This is a genomic window from Nocardioides sp. Soil796 (assembly GCF_001429525.1).
Lineage (GTDB): Bacteria > Actinomycetota > Actinomycetes > Propionibacteriales > Nocardioidaceae > Nocardioides.
On sequence record NZ_LMSQ01000017.1, the window covers coordinates 197,144 to 214,819 of the forward strand.

Here is a 17,676-nt window from a genome sequence, read left to right on the forward strand (position 1 = left end):
GTGCGATTCAGGCTCATCGGATGGAATCCACTGCTGCCCTCGCCTCGCTCCTGCGTCTGCAGGACGGTGTCATCTCTCGTCGACAGATCCTCGAGCTCGGCGGCACGGACAATGACATCGAGCGATGGTGCCGTCGAGCGAGGCTGGCACGCGTTCATGAGGGTGTCTACGTCGAGCACACCGGACCGTTGACCCGCGAGCAACGGTGGTGGTCCGCGGTTCTCTGCCACGAACCGGCCGCACTGACCGGTCTCTCGGCGCTACGTGCACACCGGATCCGTGGCCCCTGGCTCGGTCGCGAGGAGAAGGTGGTCCAACTCCTCGTGAGCCGCACCAGGCGACTTCATCCCGCGCCGGGCGTCGAACTGCACCGCAGCCAGCACTTCGACCAGATCGCGCAGCTCCATCTGTCGCCACCGCGGGTCGCGGTCGAACACGCGGCACTGGGCGCGGCCTCCAGTGCCCGAGACGATGCTGCGGCGGTGGCAGTGCTCGCCGATCTGTGCCAGCAGCGCCGTACCACGGTGGGGCGGTTGCTCGAGGCGATCGAGTTGCGACCACGCCTGCCTCGTCGTCGACTCCTGGTCGAGATCCTCGTCGACATCGACGCCGGAGCTTTCTCGGTTCTCGAGCGCCGCTACCTCTCCGACGTCGAGCGCAAGCACGGTCTTCCTCGGGGGCATCGCCAGCGCCGCGTCGATCGAGACCGTCCGATCAGTCGTGCACCTGCGGGGCCCGGAGGAGTGATCTTCCGGGACGTCGAGTACTTGGCTCACCTGCTGCTGGTCGAGCTCGACGGACGACTCGGCCACGAGTGGTCCGAGGATCGATGGCTCGATCTGGATCGCGACATCGGAGCGGCGATCAGCAATCGGCTGACGATACGTCCGGGGTGGAGGCAGGTGCTCGAGCCGTGCCGGCTCGCGGCGGCGGTCGCGCTGATCCTGCGCGCCCGGGGCTGGGCAGGTTGGCCGGTCGCGTGTGGTCCGGACTGCACGATACGAACGTGGCTCAACATAGGAGATTCTCCGGCGCGTGGCGCCGGAGAATCTCCTATGTCGAGGCGAACCGCCTGAGTCGGCCGCTGATCAGTTCAGCGGGCACCCCAACTCGTTCGCGGCCGCCAGCTCGTCCTTCACGGCCAGCATCGCGGCCGGGTCCCCGCTCGCGATGGCCGCGTTCACGGTCCCCACGATGTTGTACGGGTCCGCGAAGCGACGGTACGGGTACCCGAGGTCCTCGGTGGCCGCGTTCAGCCAGGCGGCGGCCGCGTGCCGCATCAGGTTGCGCTCGGCGCCGGCCGCTCCGGCTCCGCCCTTGTAGTTCAGGGCGTCGAGCAGTGAGTCGCCCGCCAGAGCCGCGGTCGTGTGGAACTTGACCTGGTTCGAGTTGAGCAACGTCGTGCTGGCGATCGGCTGCCCCGGCCCCTCCGACCAGCTGTCGGTGTGGTTCTTCCAGTAGCCCGGCGTACAGCCTTCGTCGCCGATCCGCTCGGCCTGCGCCGGCATCGCGGCAAACACGACGCCGACCAGGCCCATGACCAGCCCCAACACCCATGTTCTCTTCATGTCCCCGACTTCCGTTCAGTGTGGTCCCCTGTCCGAAAATCTAGGCACCCGAAAACGCTCGTGTCGCGACGATGGCCCGACTTACCCAATACGGGGTACGTCGTGCAGCGAGATCCTGCGGTGAACGTCGATCTCGTCGAGGAACGCCTCGTCGTGGCTCACCACGAGCAGGGCACCCCGGTAGCCGCCCAACGCCGAGACGAGCGCGTCGTACGAACTGAAGTCGAGGTTGTTCGTGGGCTCGTCGAGCAGCAGCAGCTGCGGCGCCGGGTCGGCCAGCAGTACCGCGGCCAGGGTCGCCCGGAAGCGCTCGCCACCGGACAGCGTGCCGGCCACCTGGTCACCCTTGGAGCCGCGGAAGAGGAAGCGGGCCAGGCGGGCACGCACCTCGTTCGGGTCCGAGGCCGGTGCCCGCGCGGCCACGTTCTCGAAGACCGTGAGCGAGTCGTCGAGGGTGTCGAGGCGCTGGTCGAGCAGGCCGAACGGCACCTTCACCTGCATGTCACCCTCCGGGGCCAGGGACCCGATGATCGTGTGCAGGAGCGTGGTCTTGCCGCTCCCGTTGGCACCGGTCACCGCGATCCGTTCCGGCCCGCGGAGGTCGAGGTCGACCCGGGCGCCGGTGCGCAGCCGCAGGTCGAGCCGGAGCACCTCGCGACCGCGTGGCACCTCGGTCTCCGGCAGGTCGATCCGGATCTCCCGATCGTCGCGCACCCGCGACTCGGCGTCGTCGAGGCGCTCCCGCGCGGACTCGAGCCGGTCCTCGTGGAGCTGGCGGTACTTGCCGGCGGAGACCTGGGCGGAGCGCTTGCGGAGCTTCATCACCGCCCGCGGTTCCCGCTTGTTGGCATACATCTTGTCGGCGTAGCGCTTGCGCCCGGAGAGGATCCGCTGGGTCTCGACGAGGTCGTTCTTCTGCTTGCGGAGGTCCTCCCGCGCGGTCGTGGCTGCCTGTGCGGCTGCGGCCTGCTCGGCCTCCACCTGCTCGGCGTACGACGAGTAGCCGCCGCCGTACCACGTGACGGAGTTGTCATGGAGGTCTCCGACCCGGTCGACCAGCTCGAGCAGCTCGCGGTCGTGGCTGACCACGACCAGGGTGCCGCGCCACGACTCGACCACCGCGTGGAGCCGTTCGCGGGCGCGGGCGTCGAGGTTGTTGGTGGGCTCGTCCAGCAGCAGGATGTCGGGGCGCTGCAGCAGTAGGCGGGTCAGCCCGAGCTGGACGGTCTCGCCGCCGGACAGCTGGCCGAGGCGGCGGTCGAGGATGTCCGCAGGCAGGCCGACCCGGGCGAGCTCGGCGCCGGCGCGTTCCTCGATGTCCCAGGCGTCGCCGACGGTCTCGTAGTCGGACTCGGCGACGGAGCCGCCCTCGATGGAGCGGATCGCGTCACGGATCCGGCGTACGCCGAGGTGGTCGTCGACGCGTTCGTCGGAGCGCAGGGTGAGGTCCTGGCGCAGCCAGCCGACCCGGCCCTCGGCGCGGATGCTGCCGCCGGTCGGGGTGAGGTCGCCCGCGGCGAGTCGGAGCAGGGTGGACTTGCCGGAGCCGTTGGCGCCGACCAGCCCCGAGCGTCCGGACGGGACGAGCAGGTTCAGGTCGTCGATCACCGGTGACCCGTCGGGCCAGGCGAAGGAGACGTGGGAGAAGCGAAGCGGAGATGACAAGAGCGAGCCTCGGAATCGGGGCAGGGAACCACCCGTCGACGACGGGCTTCACGGGCGCTCTCAGAACTTCACGTGGATCAGTATGCCAAGGTCGGGTGCGTCGTACAAACGAATTTCGAGGCCGCTCCTGTGCGGCGACGTGGACGGTTTGCCCGTGTCGCGACGCGTGTGGAGCGACGGTGACCCCGCGTTGCTTCCGGGAGGGGGCGGTCTCGATGCGGACGGACTCGGCCATCCGTGGGAGGTCGGGTAGCATTGCCGGTCCGGGCACAGCGTCGTGCACGACCTCCTGAACGGCCGCAACTTGGCCGTCGGACGAGTCCCGCAAATCCGCGACACAAATCGAGGAATCCGCTGTGAGCAAGCCCGTCGTTCTCATCGCCGAAGAGCTGAGCCCCGCCACCGTCGAGGCGCTCGGCCCCGACTTCGAGATCCGCCACTGCAACGGTGCCGACCGCGCCGAGCTGCTGCCGGCCATCGCCGACGTCGACGCGATCCTGGTCCGCTCGGCCACCAAGGTCGACGCCGAGGCCCTGGCCGCCGCCAAGAAGCTGAAGGTCGTCGCCCGCGCGGGCGTCGGTCTCGACAACGTAGACGTCAAGGCCTCCACCCAGGCCGGCGTCATGGTCGTCAACGCGCCGACGTCCAACATCGTCTCCGCCGCCGAGCTGGCCGTCGGCCTGATGCTCGCCGCCGCGCGCAACATCAGCCCCGGCCACGCGGGCCTGCGCAACGGCGAGTGGAAGCGCAGCAAGTACACCGGCATCGAGCTCTACGAGAAGACCGTCGGCATCGTCGGCCTCGGCCGCATCGGCGTGCTCGTCGCCCAGCGCCTGAGCGCGTTCGGCATGAAGGTCATCGCCTACGACCCCTACGTGCAGGCCGGCCGGGCCGCGCAGATGGGCGTCCGCCTGGTCGACCTCGACACCCTGCTCGCCGAGTCCGACTTCATGAGCGTGCACCTCCCCAAGACCCCCGAGACCGTGGGCCTGATCGGCGCCGAGCAGCTGGCCAAGGCCAAGTCCAACCTGGTGCTGGTCAACGCCGCCCGCGGTGGCATCGTCGACGAGGCCGCGCTGTACGACGCCCTCAAGACCGGGCGCATCGCGGCTGCCGGCCTCGACGTGTTCGCCAAGGAGCCGTGCACCGACAGCCCGCTGTTCGAGCTCGAGACCGTCGTCGCCACCCCGCACCTGGGTGCCTCGACCGACGAGGCGCAGGAGAAGGCCGGCATCGCCGTCGCCAAGTCCGTGCGCCTCGCGCTCTCCGGTGAGCTCGTCCCCGACGCGGTCAACGTCCAGGGCGGCGTCATCGCCGAGGACGTGCGTCCCGGCATCCCGCTCACCGAGAAGCTCGGCCGCGTCTTCACCGCGCTGGCCGGCGAGGTCGCGCAGTCGATCGACGTCGAGGTCCGTGGCGAGATCACCGAGTACGACGTCAAGGTGCTCGAGCTGGCCGCCCTCAAGGGTGTCTTCACCGACATCATCGAGGACCAGGTCTCCTACGTGAACGCACCGCTGCTCGCGGCCGAGCGCGGCACCGCCGTACGCCTGGTCACCGAGGCGGAGAGCCCCGACCACCGCAACCTGATCACGATCCGCGGCACGCTGGCCGACGGCTCGCAGGTCTCGGTCTCGGGCACCCTGGTCGGCCTCGCGCAGAAGGAGCGCCTCGTCGAGGTCAACGGCTTCGACGTCGACATCGAGCCCACCGACCACCTGGCCTTCTTCTCCTACGAAGACCGCCCGGGCATGGTCGGCACCGTCGGCGGCATCCTCGGCACGGCCGAGGTCAACATCGCCGGCATGCAGGTGGCCCGCGACGGCAAGGGCGGCCAGGCGCTGGTCGCGCTCTCGGTCGACTCCGCGATCCCGGCCGACACCCTCGCCGAGATCGAGCAGGCGATGACCGCGCAGACCGTGCGCGCCGTCGACCTGTCCTGACCTCTTGAACACAGCGGCGTCCTGGTGCGAGTGTGGCACCAGGACGCTGTTGTGATTTTCCTGCACTCTCGGACGAAACGCTGTGGAGGAGCCATGCGCCGTACGACTCGGGTCGTGACGTTGTTGGCGATGCTGGTCATGGTCGTCGGACTTTTGCTCACCCCCGCCACGGGACCGGTCGCCGTCGCCGCCGAAGCCGCCCCCACGCTCAAGGTCTCCGCGCGCAACCTCGGCACGGTCTACCTCACTGGTCGTACGGCGCACCGCGCGGACCGCGTGGTCCTGCAGAGGCGAGCGGGCACGCGATGGGTGCGGGTGCGCTCGCTCACGAGTCGGCGGCACGCGTTCCGCACGGTCGTCTGGAAGAGCTCCCGCAAGACCGGGTACCGGGTGGTCGACGCCTCGAGCCGTCGACGGTCCGCGACCCGCTACGTGCCGCGGCTGCTGGTCACCCGCGATGCCTGCGGGGTGCGGCCGCTCAAGGCCGACGGCACTCCATGGCGCTGCACGTTCCGCGACGACTTCAGCGGTACGGCGCTCGACACCACCAAGTGGGTTCCGCAGACCGACGGCTTCATCACCGGCGACCCGCCCGGGGCGGCAGCCTGTTACCGCGGCGACAACGTGAGCGTGGGCAACGGGGCGCTGCGTCTCGTCGCCCGACCGGCCACCCTGGCCGAGTGTCCGGGGCTCGAAGGCATCTTCAAGATCTTCACGTCGGGCATGGTCTCGACCTACCACAAGTGGTCGCAGCGCTATGGCAGGTTCGAGGCTCGCGTCTTCACCACGGCCACCGAGGCGCCGGGCCTGCACGAGGCCTACTGGCTGTGGCCCGACGATCGTGAGGTCGAACTGAACTGGCCGACGACCGGCGAGATCGACGTCTCCGAGACCTACTCGGTCTACCCGGACCTCTCGATCCCGTTCCTGCACTACCGCAACGACGTCAACGGCTCCGTCACCAGTGGTGCGCACACGAACACGGCGTACGACTGTGTCGCGCACCGTGGCCGGTGGAACACCTACCGCCTGGAGTGGTCGGCCACCCGGATCCGGATCTACGTCAACGACAGGCTGTGCCTGACCAACACCTCCGGCGACCCGGCGTTCCGCCAGAAGTACATCGTCATGTTCACCCAAGCGCTGGGCTCCGGGACGAACGGCTACGACCCGCTGGATCCGCCGCCCCTGCCCGCGACCATGCGCGTCGACTACGCCAGGGTCTGGCGCTAGGCCACCATCACCCGTTCGGCAGTCTTGCGCGCGTCGCCGGAGTCGCCGCTTCGCCAGGCCTGGGCGATGCGGGCCACGGCTTCCTCGAGCTCGTCGGCGGGGCGGGTCCACGGGATCCGGAGGAACCGTTCGTAGCCACCCGTCGGTGAGAAGACCGGACCGGGCGCGACCACGACGCCACGCGCCTCGGCCTCGGCGGCCACCTGTGAGGCACGCGGTGACGGCAGCTCGCACCACATGGCCAGGCCGCCGGCGGGAACCCGGAAGGTCCACTCGGGCAGCTGCTCGGCAAGGGCGGAGGCGAGGGCGTCACGCTGCTCCCGCAGCCGGGTTCGCTGCGCGGCCAGCACGCTGCCGTCATCGCGCAGCAGGGTGGCCGCGACGAGCTGCTCGACCACGGGCACACCGAGGTCGAGCGCCAGGCGCGCCTCGGTGAGGGCGTCGACCCGGGCGCGGGGAGCCCGCAACCAGCCGACGCGCAGGCCGCCCCACAGCATCTTGCTGGCGCTGCCCAGCGTGATCGCCTCACCGCCGGCCGCCTCGACGTGCGCGGCCATCGGCAGGGGCATCTCCTGGCCTTCGAGCGAGAGCGCCTGGTGTGCCTCGTCGATGATCGCCAACGTGCGCGAGGCGGCCAGCTGGGCGGCGTACTCCTCGCGCTGCGCGTCGAGCATGAGGTGGCCGGTCGGGTTCTGGAAGTCGGGGATGAGGTACGCCGCACGCGGTGCGCTCTGCCGGATCGTCGCGCCGATGCCTGCGAGGTCCCAGCCGTCCGCATCGACGCCGGCGCCCACCAGCCGGGTGGAGCGCATGGTCAGCGCCCGGGTGGCGTTGGGGTAGACCGGCACCTCGGCCATGATCCGGTCCCCGGGGTCGGTGCAGGCCAGGGCCACGACACCGGTCGCGGCCAGCGCGCCGGGCGTGACCATGATCTGCTCGGGATCGGTCGGCAGTCCGCGCGCGTCGTACAGCGCGGCGATCGCCTCGCGCAGCTCGGGCAGCCCGACGGGGTAGTAGCCGTGGCCGGAGAGATAGGCGGGCAGCTCGGCGACGGCGCGTTCGTAGGCCGCGGCGATACCCGGCGGGGCGGGGGCTGCGGCACAGTTGAGGTCGATCAGGTCCTCGCCGTCGACGCGCGGGGTGAGCACCCGGTCGGGCGCCCGCGTCGGTCCGCCCGGCACACAGGTGAACGTGCCGGCGCCGCGCCTCGCCTCGGCGTAGCCGCGCCCGCGGAGCTCGGCGTACGCCCGGGTGACGGTGGTGCGGCTGACGGCGAGCGCGTCGGTGAGCTCGCGCTCGCTGGGCAGGCGGGTGCCGTGGGCGATCCGACCGTCGGCGACCAGGCTGCGCAGTGCTTCGGCGAGGCCGGCGTACGCCGGGGAACGGTCGAAGTCGGCGACGAGAGTGGCCACGGTGTGGGCCGATATGACGCGTGACATACAGGCCACTATTCCACGATTGGCTATTTGTTCAAGGGCCAATCGAGACCAGAATGGTGGGCATGTCCCTCAGCACCACGTTTCCCCGACGCCAGCTCTCCGACCTCGGCCCGCTCGAACAGCTCCGCGCCGGTCGCCTCGCGCGACGCCTGCCGCAGCTGATGATCGGGCTCGTGCTGTACGGCGTCTCGCTGGCGATGATGGTGCGCGGGGCACTCGGTCTGGCCCCGTGGGACGTGTTCCACTCGGGCTTCATCCAGCACGTGCCGATCACCCTCGGCCAGGCCGTCGTGCTGTTCAGCTTCGTGGTGCTGCTGCTGTGGATCCCGCTGCGCGAGGTTCCCGGACTCGGCACGATCGCCAACGCCTTCGTGGTCGGCTTCTCCGCCGACGCCACGCTGGCCGTGCTCGCCGAGCCCGACGGTTGGGCGCCGCGGATCGCCCTGCTGGTCGTCGGTGTCGTCGGCAACGGGCTGGCCACCGCCCTCTACATGGGGGCGCAGTTCGGCCGGGGTCCCCGCGACGGGCTGATGACCGGCCTGGCCCGGCGTACCGGCCGCTCGCTCCGGCTCGTGCGCACCGGACTCGAGGTCGCCGTCGTCGTCCTGGGCCTGCTCCTCGGCGGTGCTCTCGGCGTGGGCACGGTGCTCTACGCGCTGGCCATCGGGCCGCTGGCCCAGGCGATGCTGCCGTGGTTCACCGTCGAGCTACCCGACACGCCCTAGTCTTCTCCCATGCGCGTTCTCGTCTCCGGCGGTGCCGGCTACATCGGCTCCCACACTGTCCTCTCCCTTATCGAAGCCGGCCACGACGTGCTCGTGGTCGACGACTTCTCCAACAGCAAGCCCAGCGTGGTCGGCCGCATCGAGTCGCTCTCGGGCGCCCACGTGCCGGTGCACGCGTTCGACCTGACCGACGTCGACAAGACCGAGCGGCTGTTCGCCAACGAGAAGATCGACGCGGTGATCCACTTCGCCGGCTTCAAGGCGGTGGGGGAGAGCGTCGGCAAGCCGTTGGAGTACTACGCCAACAACCTCGGCTCGACCTTCGCCCTCGCCAACGCGATGCGGCGCCACGACGTCCAACGCCTGGTGTTCTCGTCCTCCGCGACCGTGTACGGCGACCACGCGCCGGTGCCCTACCACGAGGACTACCAGCCGCTCTCCGCCGCGAGCCCCTACGGCCGCACCAAGGTGATGCAGGAGCAGGTGCTCTCCGACGTGGCCACCGCCGGCGGACTGAAGGTCGCGCTGCTGCGCTACTTCAACCCGGTCGGCGCGCACAGCTCGGGCACGATGGGCGAGGACCCGCAGGGTGTGCCCAACAACCTGATGCCGTTCATCGCGCAGGTGGCGGTCGGTCGACGCGACAAGCTGTCCATCTTCGGCGACGACTACCCGACCGCCGACGGCACCTGCGAGCGCGACTACATCCACGTCGAGGACCTCGCCGCCGGCCACGTGGCGGCGCTCGAGCACCTCGACGCGATGGTCGAACCGGTCCGCGCGTTCAACCTCGGTGGCGGCACCGGCACCAGCGTGTTCGAGCTGTTCCACGCGTTCGAGCGTGCGGTCGGCCGCGAGCTCCCGCACGAGGTCGTCGGTCGACGTGCCGGCGATCTGCCGGCCTACTGGGCCGACACGGCTCGCGCGGCCGACGAGCTCGGCTGGCGGGCCACCCGGACCATCGACGACATGTGCGCCGACACCTGGCGCTGGCAGTCGGGCAACCCGCAGGGCTACCCGGAGGCCTGAGCCTGCCTCCAGTCTGAGCCGTGACCCGCGGACCGCGACCCGCGGACCGCGGCCCGCGGACCGCGACCGGTGGCGCGGGCCCTGGCCAGCGGGAGGCGAACCGCGACCCGCGGCCGACGAGACGGGTGTTGAGTGGGCACTGGTGTCGGGCCGTTGCCTTGCCCCGAGCTGATCATCTCGCTCCGAAGGCGTGGGGAACTGCGGCAGTTGGTGCTGGCACGTCACACATGCGGCGGGCGAGCGCCGGCGTGAGCGCCAACTGCCGCACTTTCCGACGCGTCCATCGAGTCGCGCCGTTGCGCTGATGCGGGACCTGTCGTGCGCCGGCGCTGCCGCACAGCAGGCTGCCGCGCAGCAGCAGGGGCGCGGCCGGCCGGGTTGCTCCTACCTGCGGGTGGCGATGATCGCCGACGCGTCGGAGGCGATCATCACCTCGACCGCGGTGAAGCGATCGTCGGTGAGCCACTGCTCGCGCAGGGTGTCGACGCGTCCGCCGGTGATCGGCGGCCACAGCTCGCAGGGCACGAAGTCGTCGAGCACGACGATGCCGCCCGGCTCGACCAGCTCGGCGATCGAGTCGACGCCGACCGCGGACGGCGTACCGGAGTCGAGGAACAGCAGCGAGAACGGTCCCTGGTCGCGCAGGGTCGACCAGTCGGCGGCCAGCACCTCCACGGAGTCGTCGTCGACGAAGATCTCGGCGGCGGCATCGGCCAGCTTGGCATCGAGCTCGGCCGTGACGATGCGGACGTCGCCGCGCACGCCCGAGCGCAGCCATGCGGTGCCCACGCCGCAGCCGGTGCCGAACTCGGCCAAGGTGCCGGTGCGGGTGGCGGCCAGGGTGGCCAGGAGTCGTCCGGTCTCGTTGCGGCAGAACGACACGTAGCCCGACTTGCGGGACACGTCGAACGCACGGGACACGATGGAAGGAAGGTCGGGCGGGGCGCTCATGGCGTCGAGTCTTTCATCCTGGGAAAGTCGTCTCGCATCGTGAGCGGATCGTGGAAGTCGGATGCGCACTCACGCGAGGCGTCGTACGGTTTCTCCATCATGCGGAGCGTTCTCGTACTCATTCACTGCCGCGGCGAGGCCTGACAGAAGGCCACCTCGCCGTGGCGAGTGGTGTTTGTACGACGGGCCTTCTTCCACCTGAAGACGCCCCGCGGCGGATCGCCAGAAGTTTCAGCGTGATCCGCAATCTCTCTGGTCCTGATGGACCGTGTCGGTGCCCGTGCGATCCACGGCTCGGCATCCGTCTCCCCGTCGCGGGGCGTGGCTTCGTTGCACCACCCACGCCCGATCAACCGATGCGACACCGAACGGAGAGACCCATGTACGACATGTACCCCGAGTGGGGACCTGCCAGCCACAACCCCGAGAACCCGCGCAGCATGGAGGCCGTCCAGGCCGCTCTTGACCTGCGAGACAACGGCGGCCCGCGCCCCGACGACAACTAGATTCATCGTCATGACCACGACTCCTCCCCAGACCGTCCGCCTCGCCGTCATCCCTGGCGACGGCATCGGCCCCGAAGTCACTGCCGAAGCACTCAAGGTGCTCGAGGTGGCTGCCCCCGTGAAGTTCGAGCAGACCCGCTACGACCTGGGCGCCGAGCGCTACCTCGCCACCGGTGAGGTCCTTCCGGAGAGCACGCTGGAGGAGATCCGCGGCCACGACGCGATCCTGCTCGGCGCCGTCGGCGGCAAGCCGAACGACCCGAACCTGCCCCCCGGCATCCTCGAGCGCGGCCTGCTGCTCAAGCTGCGCTTCGAGCTCGACCACTACGTGAACCTGCGCCCCTCGCGGATCTTCCCCGGCGTCACCTCGCCGCTGGCCGAGCCGGGCGAGGTCGACTTCGTGGTCGTGCGTGAGGGCACCGAGGGTCCCTACACCGGCAACGGCGGCGCGCTGCGGGTCGGCACACCGGCCGAGGTCGCCACCGAGGTCTCGGTCAACACCGCCTTCGGTGTGGAGCGCGTGATCCGCGACGCCTTCGCCCGGGCCGAGCGCCGCCCCCGCAAGAAGCTCACCCTGGTCCACAAGACCAACGTGCTGGTCAACGCCGGCTCCGTGTGGTGGCGCCTCTTCGAGTCCGTGGCCGCCGAGCACCCAGACGTCACGACCGACTACATGCACATCGACGCGGCGATGATCTTCATGACCACCGACCCGTCCCGCTTCGACGTGATCGTCACCGACAACCTCTTCGGCGACATCATCACCGACCTGGCCGCCGCCATCACCGGTGGCATCGGGCTGGCCGCCTCCGGCAACGTGAACCCGGACCGCACCGCCCCCTCCATGTTCGAACCCGTGCACGGCTCTGCCCCCGACATCGCGGGCCAGCAGAAGGCCGACCCGACCGCGGCGATCCTCTCGGTCTCCCTCATGCTCGACCACCTGGGCTTCGACGACGCTGCCCGGTCCATCGAGTCCGCCGTCCTCGCGGACCTGTCCGAGCGCACGGCCGGCGTTGCCCGCCGTACGTCCGAGATCGGCGACGCGATCGCCGCGCGAGTAGCCGGCTGACACGTACTTCGCCAGCCTCTGGCGCCGGGTACGTCGCTTCGACGTGCCCGGCGTCGCTCATTTCACAGAAGGTCAGATAGTTTGATGTCCATGGAGATCAGCACCACCCTGAGCGACAAGATCGTCGACGACGCCCGCCTCGCCGAGATCCTCGCGGCCCCCGGCTTCGGAACGTTCTTCACCGACCACATGTTCACCGTCGAGTGGACCCCCGACGAGGGCTGGCACGCGGCCCGCGTCACGCCGTACGGCCCGTTGACGATGGACCCGGCGACCGCCGTCCTGCACTACGCGCAGGAGACCTTCGAGGGCATGAAGGCCTACCGCCAGCCCGACGGTTCGATCGCCACGTTCCGTCCCGAGGCCAACGCGCAGCGCATGGTGCGCTCGTCCGGACGCCTGGCCTTCCCCGAGCTGCCGGTCGACGACTTCGTGCAGGCCGTCGACGCCCTGGTGAAGGTCGACGAGCGGTGGGTGCCCGAGGCGGCGGGGGAGAAGAGCCTCTACCTGCGCCCGTTCATGATCGCCACCGAGGTGTTCCTCGGCGTGCGTCCCAGCCAGCACGTCACGTTCATGGTGATCGCCTCGCCGGCCGGTTCCTACTTCAAGGGCGGCATCAAGCCGGTCAGCCTGTGGCTCACCGAGGAGTACACCCGCGCCGGCCGCGGTGGCATGGGTGCCGCCAAGACCGGTGGCAACTACGCCAGCTCGCTGGTCGCCCAGCAGGAGGCCAGCGGCCACGGCTGCGACCAGGTCGTCTTCCTCGACGCCCAGGAGGGGAAGTACGTCGAGGAGCTCGGCGGCATGAACATGTACTTCGTCTTCGACGACGGACGCATCGTCACCCCCGAGACCGGCACCATCCTCGAGGGCATCACCCGCTCCAGCGTGATCGAGCTGGCCGAGCAGCTCGGCCACAAGGTCGAGGAGCGCAAGTTCTCCATCGACGAGTGGCGCGAGGGCGTCACCAGCGGTGCGATCACCGAGATCTTCGCCTGCGGCACGGCCGCCGTGATCACCCCGGTCGGTGCCCTGAAGTGGGACGGCGGCGAGGTCCCGGCCCCGGCGTCGACCGACCTGACGATGAAGATCCGGCAGTCGCTGGTCGACATCCAGTACGGCCGCGCCGACGACTCCTTCGGCTGGATGCACCAGGTCGTCTGATCCGGCGTACGCCGTACCGAACCGGGCACTTGTGCGCCCTTGTTGACACTTCTGCACCCGCGGGCAGGGTGCAAAGCGTCACGGACAGCGCGTTACACGGGGTTCGGGGCGGTGGGCACGGGTAATCTCACGACGTGACGACGACTCCGGGCCGGCAGGCCCCACCTGGAATGCGCGTGGGGGACTACACCCTCCTCTCGCGCATCGGCGAGGGCGGCATGGGCGTCGTGCACCTCGCCCGCAAGCCCGGGGGAGAGCGCGTGGCGCTCAAGGTGCTGCGCCCGCACGTCGTCGGCGACGACGAGGCCCGCGCCCGGCTGGCCCGCGAGGTCAACTCGCTCACCCGGGTGCGTAGTGTCCGGGTCGCCGAGATCGTCGACTCCGACCCGTGGGGGCCGGTGCCGTTCGTGGCCACCCGCTACGTGCCCGGGCTCTCGCTGCACGACCACGTGCGCGAGGAGGGTCCGCTGACCGGAGACGACCTGGCGTGGTTCGCCCAGGGCCTGGCCGAGGCGCTGCAGGCCGTGCACCGGGTGGGCGTGCTGCACCGCGACATCAAGCCGTCGAACGTGCTGATGGAAGGTCGCAACCCGGTCCTGATCGACTTCGGCCTGGCCCGGGTCGCTGACGACGCGAACATCACCCGCACCGGCTGGCTTCTCGGCACACCGGGCTACCTCGCCCCCGAGATCCTCTACGGCATCGAGCCCACCACCGCGGCCGACGTGCACTCGTGGGCGGCGACCGTGGCCTTCGCCGGAACCGGTCGTGCGCCGTACGGCAAGGGGCCGTCCGTGGCGGTGATGGACCGCGTGCGCCGCGGCGAGCACGACCTGACCGGCCTGGACCCCGTGGTCCTCTCGCTGGTGACCTCCGCGCTCGCGCCCGAACCCGACCAGCGACCGAGCCTGCCGCAGGTGATCGAGACCCTCGGTGGCTCGCCGACCGTCGAACGCCCCGCCGTCCCCGGACCGGCGCCCACGATGACGATGCCGATCACCCCCGGGTTCGCGCAGGCCGCCCAGGAGGCGCTCGACGTCGCCGCCCCGCAGACCCGCAGGTTTGAGGACGACCCGACCCGCAGGCAGCCGCCCCCGGCGCCGCCGTCGCAATCACTGAACCAACCGCTGGCCGGCCCGGCGACCGAGGCGGCCCCGCCGCGGCCGGACCACACCCTGCCGCCGCCGATGCGCGAGCCCTACCAGGTGCCTGCCCCGGCGGGGGCGGCACCGGCGCGGGTGTCGTGGACCGAGCGCCTCCGCCGCTGGATCCTGGGTGCTGCCGTCCTCGGTGCGGTCGCCGGGGGACTCGTGCTGGCGCCGTACGTCGTGAGCGTGTCGATCGCGGTCGTGACCGTGGTGCTGCGCAGCCTCTCGCTCTCCGCGAGCGCGGCCACCGATCGCCGTGGCCGCCGCGGCCCGAAGTGGTACGACGGGGTGCTCAACGTGATGGCCGCGCCGTGGCACTTCCTCGTCTCGCTGCCTGCGTCGATCATGCTGCTGGTCTGGACCGCCCTGTTGGTGGGCTGCGTCGGACTGGTGATGGTGGCCCTCGACGTCGACGACCTCACGGCGCTCGGGGTCTCGGGCGTGTTCCTCGGTGTCGTGCACTGGACCGGCCCGGGCAGCTCCCGGCTGAGGTCACCCCTGCGTCGGATCGGGTTGCCCCTGGCCCGCACGCCGCTGCCCTGGCTGGTCGGCGTGCTGCTGCTTGTCGCCGCCTCCGCCCTCATGGTGTGGTGGGCGGTGGGCCACGACCCGGTGTGGGCGCCGTTCGACGAGTCGCCGTGGGCCCCCGGCACCTGGTTGGGCCGCCACCTCTGACGGGTCCGTGCCTGGATCAGCGACCGGGTTCAGGCGCTCGCGGCGGGCTGACGCGGTCCGGGCAGGTGGCGGGCCCCGCGCGGAACACCCCGGGAGTCGACCGGGTCGTTCTCCATGGCCAGCCGGTGGAGCGCGATCAGCACCTGGTCGAGCAGGACGGTGGTGGCCGCCACCGTCGTGGGCAGGTTCTCGGCGGACGTCTCGCTGATCGCGGTGCGGTCGCTGTGCGCGGCGAGTGCCGCCGCCTCGGCGTACGCCGAGAAGTGGTCGGGGTCGATCTCCAGGCCGACGGACTCGGCGGCCCACAAGGCACGGGCCAGGGCCGGGAGGTGAGGAGACGTGGCGGCCACGTGCCACCCGAGGTCGGCCAGGAGATCCTGCGCGGCGGTCACGTCGATGCTGTCGGAGACGCCGGACGAGGCCGCGATCGCCGCGCGGACCAGGGTGACCCGGGACTCCGTATCGACGTCGGGAAGGTCCATCGCATCAAGGATCTCGTGGATGTCGGACAGCGAGAGCCGGCCGACCTCGAGCAGTGCGCGAATCAGGCGCAGGCGCTTCAGGTGCGTCTCGTCGTACAACGCCTGCGTGGCACTGGTCGCCCGGCCGGCGTGGAGGAGCCCCGAGCGAAGGTAGAACTTGACCGTGCCGACCGGCAGGCCGGCGCGCTCGCTGAGCTTGCTGATGCGCATGGGTGGGGAGTTCCTCAAAGCTGTCCGGATGTTGGATCGCCCAAGAGTAGGTCGGCTCCCGGGTGCCGCGCAGAAGAATGGGGAAGGTCGGATTCCGAGACGGCAGGCTTCGGGCACGTGGTTCCGTGGCAAACTGGGCACGTGCAGCAGATCGCGATCATTATCGACTAGCGCGTCAGGGACTCCCCGACGCGCAACCTCTCGTACTCCGGGAGGTTTTTTTTGTTGCCACGCCCCCGAACCGGACAACCGAAGCGAGATGAGACGAATGGACCTCCACGGGGCCTTCCACGTCTACGACACCACGATGCGTGACGGCGCACAGCAGGAAGGGTTGAACCTGTCGGTCGCCGACAAGCTCAACATCGCCCGGCTGCTGGACGAGCTCGGTGTCGGCTTCATCGAGGGCGGCTGGCCCGGCGCGAACCCGAAGGACACCGAGTTCTTCGCCCGCGCCGCCGACGAGCTCGACCTGCGCCACGCCAGGCTGGCCGCGTTCGGCAGCACCCGCAAGGCCGGCCTGGCCGCCGCCGACGACCCGCAGGTCGCCGCGCTCCGCGACAGTCGCGCGCCGTACGTCACGCTGGTGGCCAAGTCGCACACCCGCCACGTCGAGCTGGCGCTGCGCACCACGCTCGAGGAGAACCTTGCGATGGTGCGCGACACCGTGGCCCACCTGGCCGGCGAGGGACAGCGCGTGTTCCTCGACGCCGAGCACTTCTTCGACGGCTACAGGCTCGACCGTTCCTACGCGCTCGAGGTGCTGCGCACGGCGTACGACGCGGGCGCCGACGTGGTCGCGCTGTGCGACACCAACGGCGGCATGCTGCCGCACTGGGTGGGTGAGATCGTCGCCGACGTGATCGCCGAGACCGGCGGACGCGTGGGCATCCACGCCCACAACGACACCGGGTGCGCGGTCGCCAACTCGATCGCGGCCGTGCAGGCTGGCGCCACCCACGTGCAGGGCTGCATGAACGGGTACGGCGAACGCACCGGCAACGCCGACCTCGTCTCGGTGATCGCCAACCTCGAGCTGAAGCTGGAGCGCCGGGTGCTGCCCGAGGGCGCCCTGGCCGAGGCGACCCGGATCGCCCACGCCGTCGCCGACATCACCAACTTCCCGCCCGCCTCACGCCAGCCGTACGTCGGCACCTCGGCGTTCGCGCACAAGGCCGGGCTGCACGCCTCGGCGATCAAGGTCGACCCCAACCTCTACCAGCACCTCGACCCGATGCAGGTCGGCAACGACATGCGGCTGCTGGTCTCCGACATGGCCGGCCGGGCGACCGTCGAGCTCAAGGGCAAGGAGCTCGGCTACGACCTCTCCAGCGACAAGGACCTCGTCACCCGGCTGACCAACCGGGTCAAGGAGATGGAGTCGCGCGGCTACACGTTCGAGGCGGCCGACGCGTCGTTCGAGCTGCTGCTCGTCGAGGAGGCCGAGGGAGTGCGCCCGGCGTACTTCGAGGTCGAGTCGTGGCGGGTGATCACCGAGACCTCGCCCGGTGGCGAGGCGATCTCCGAGGCGACCGTCAAGCTGCGCGCCGGCGGCGAGCGGTTCGTGGTGACCGGTGAGGGCAACGGCCCGGTCAACGCGCTCGACCACGCCCTGCGCCAGGCCATCGGCCAGGCCTATCCGGAGGTCGCGAAGTTCGAGCTGATCGACTACAAGGTGCGCATCTTCGACCAGGGCCACGGCACCGACGCGACCACGCGGGTGCTGATCGAGACCACCGACGGCGAGTCGTCGTGGGTCACCGTCGGGGTCGGCCACAACGTCATCGAGGCGTCGTGGGGCGCGCTCGTCGACGGGCTGACGTTCGGGCTGCGCCGCCACCACGTGGAGTGACTGCGGGCCGGGTG

Annotated in this window: 15 protein-coding genes; 10 read left to right on the plus strand and 5 right to left on the minus strand. The window is 70.4% G+C overall.

Annotated elements, in window-relative coordinates:
* The first annotated feature begins 323 nt into the window (after positions 1-323).
* Positions 324-1,076 carry a hypothetical protein gene (locus ASH02_RS25590; protein ID WP_162262579.1) on the plus strand — a complete coding sequence of 251 codons (753 nt, stop codon included), beginning with the start codon at positions 324-326 and terminating at the stop codon, positions 1,074-1,076.
* A gap of 12 nt (positions 1,077-1,088) precedes the next feature.
* Here ASH02_RS25590 and ASH02_RS07935 read toward each other — a convergent pair whose 3' ends face one another.
* Both ASH02_RS07935 and ASH02_RS07940 read right to left on the minus strand, forming a co-directional pair.
* Positions 1,089-1,568 carry a hypothetical protein gene (locus ASH02_RS07935; protein WP_156409732.1) on the minus strand — a complete coding sequence of 160 codons (480 nt, stop codon included), beginning with the start codon at positions 1,566-1,568 and terminating at the stop codon, positions 1,089-1,091.
* 81 nt (positions 1,569-1,649) lie between these two features.
* Positions 1,650-3,233, minus strand: a complete 1,584-nt coding sequence (locus ASH02_RS07940) for an ABC-F family ATP-binding cassette domain-containing protein (protein ID WP_057294545.1) — start codon at positions 3,231-3,233, stop codon at positions 1,650-1,652.
* A 356-nt stretch (positions 3,234-3,589) separates the two neighbouring features.
* Here ASH02_RS07940 and serA point away from each other — a divergent pair, with 356 nt between their 5' ends.
* Together serA and ASH02_RS07950 are read left to right on the plus strand one after the other, a co-directional pair.
* Positions 3,590-5,176, plus strand: a complete 1,587-nt coding sequence (gene serA, locus ASH02_RS07945; protein WP_056676058.1) for a phosphoglycerate dehydrogenase — start codon at positions 3,590-3,592, stop codon at positions 5,174-5,176.
* A 93-nt stretch (positions 5,177-5,269) separates the two neighbouring features.
* Positions 5,270-6,409 (plus strand): glycoside hydrolase family 16 protein, encoded by a 1,140-nt coding sequence (locus ASH02_RS07950; RefSeq protein WP_056676061.1) that lies wholly within the window; start codon positions 5,270-5,272, stop codon positions 6,407-6,409.
* Here ASH02_RS07950 and yczR read toward each other — a convergent pair.
* A complete protein-coding gene (yczR, locus tag ASH02_RS07955) occupies positions 6,406-7,848 on the minus strand; it encodes a MocR-like transcription factor YczR (protein WP_057294546.1) in 1,443 nt (480 codons plus the stop codon). The genes ASH02_RS07950 and yczR overlap by 4 nt on opposite strands.
* Positions 7,849-7,910: 62 nt before the next feature.
* Between yczR and yczE the strand changes: the two genes are divergently transcribed.
* A complete protein-coding gene (gene yczE, locus ASH02_RS07960; protein ID WP_056679081.1) occupies positions 7,911-8,573 on the plus strand; it encodes a membrane protein YczE in 663 nt (220 codons plus the stop codon).
* A 9-nt stretch (positions 8,574-8,582) separates the two neighbouring features.
* Positions 8,583-9,602, plus strand: coding sequence for a UDP-glucose 4-epimerase GalE (gene galE / locus ASH02_RS07965; protein ID WP_057294547.1), 1,020 nt, complete (start codon positions 8,583-8,585; stop codon positions 9,600-9,602).
* 384 nt (positions 9,603-9,986) lie between these two features.
* On the opposite strand, the gene ASH02_RS07970 is transcribed toward galE, so the two are convergent.
* Positions 9,987-10,553, minus strand: coding sequence for an O-methyltransferase (locus tag ASH02_RS07970; protein ID WP_056676078.1), 567 nt, complete (start codon positions 10,551-10,553; stop codon positions 9,987-9,989).
* A 380-nt stretch (positions 10,554-10,933) separates the two neighbouring features.
* Here ASH02_RS07970 and ASH02_RS27265 point away from each other — a divergent pair, with 380 nt between their 5' ends.
* The 4 genes from ASH02_RS27265 to ASH02_RS07985 all read left to right on the plus strand — a co-directional run bounded on the left by ASH02_RS27265 (position 10,934) and on the right by ASH02_RS07985 (position 15,118).
* Positions 10,934-11,059, plus strand: a complete 126-nt coding sequence (locus ASH02_RS27265; RefSeq protein ID WP_268788269.1) for a hypothetical protein — start codon at positions 10,934-10,936, stop codon at positions 11,057-11,059.
* Between the two features lie 10 nt (positions 11,060-11,069).
* Positions 11,070-12,131: a 3-isopropylmalate dehydrogenase gene (locus ASH02_RS07975; RefSeq protein WP_057294548.1), complete on the plus strand. Its 1,062-nt coding sequence runs from the start codon at positions 11,070-11,072 to the stop codon at positions 12,129-12,131.
* 90 nt (positions 12,132-12,221) lie between these two features.
* Positions 12,222-13,295 carry a branched-chain amino acid aminotransferase gene (locus ASH02_RS07980; protein ID WP_156388855.1) on the plus strand — a complete coding sequence of 358 codons (1,074 nt, stop codon included), beginning with the start codon at positions 12,222-12,224 and terminating at the stop codon, positions 13,293-13,295.
* A gap of 134 nt (positions 13,296-13,429) precedes the next feature.
* On the plus strand, positions 13,430-15,118 hold the full coding sequence (locus tag ASH02_RS07985) for a serine/threonine protein kinase (RefSeq protein WP_156409733.1): 1,689 nt from the start codon (positions 13,430-13,432) through the stop codon (positions 15,116-15,118).
* 29 nt (positions 15,119-15,147) lie between these two features.
* Here ASH02_RS07985 and ASH02_RS07990 read toward each other — a convergent pair whose 3' ends face one another.
* Positions 15,148-15,810: a MerR family transcriptional regulator gene (locus tag ASH02_RS07990; RefSeq protein ID WP_057294550.1), complete on the minus strand. Its 663-nt coding sequence runs from the start codon at positions 15,808-15,810 to the stop codon at positions 15,148-15,150.
* 268 nt (positions 15,811-16,078) lie between these two features.
* Here ASH02_RS07990 and cimA point away from each other — a divergent pair, with 268 nt between their 5' ends.
* On the plus strand, positions 16,079-17,662 hold the full coding sequence (cimA, locus tag ASH02_RS07995) for a citramalate synthase (RefSeq protein ID WP_056676093.1): 1,584 nt from the start codon (positions 16,079-16,081) through the stop codon (positions 17,660-17,662).
* Positions 17,663-17,676 lie beyond the last annotated feature (14 nt).

Bases quoted from the DNA above. Each gene is read 5' to 3' on its own strand.
- ASH02_RS07975 (WP_057294548.1), top strand. From the start codon at position 11,070: ATGACCACGACTCCTCCCCAGACCGTCCGCCTCGCCGTCATCCCTGGC.
- ASH02_RS07950 (WP_056676061.1), top strand. From the start codon at position 5,270: ATGCGCCGTACGACTCGGGTCGTGACGTTGTTGGCGATGCTGGTCATG.
- yczR (WP_057294546.1), bottom strand. From the start codon at position 7,848: ATGTCACGCGTCATATCGGCCCACACCGTGGCCACTCTCGTCGCCGAC.
- ASH02_RS07980 (WP_156388855.1), top strand. From the start codon at position 12,222: ATGGAGATCAGCACCACCCTGAGCGACAAGATCGTCGACGACGCCCGC.
- ASH02_RS07990 (WP_057294550.1), bottom strand. From the start codon at position 15,810: ATGCGCATCAGCAAGCTCAGCGAGCGCGCCGGCCTGCCGGTCGGCACG.
- galE (WP_057294547.1), top strand. From the start codon at position 8,583: ATGCGCGTTCTCGTCTCCGGCGGTGCCGGCTACATCGGCTCCCACACT.
- ASH02_RS07935 (WP_156409732.1), bottom strand. From the start codon at position 1,568: ATGAAGAGAACATGGGTGTTGGGGCTGGTCATGGGCCTGGTCGGCGTC.
- yczE (WP_056679081.1), top strand. From the start codon at position 7,911: ATGTCCCTCAGCACCACGTTTCCCCGACGCCAGCTCTCCGACCTCGGC.
- cimA (WP_056676093.1), top strand. From the start codon at position 16,079: ATGGACCTCCACGGGGCCTTCCACGTCTACGACACCACGATGCGTGAC.
- ASH02_RS27265 (WP_268788269.1), top strand. From the start codon at position 10,934: ATGTACGACATGTACCCCGAGTGGGGACCTGCCAGCCACAACCCCGAG.
- ASH02_RS07970 (WP_056676078.1), bottom strand. From the start codon at position 10,553: ATGAGCGCCCCGCCCGACCTTCCTTCCATCGTGTCCCGTGCGTTCGAC.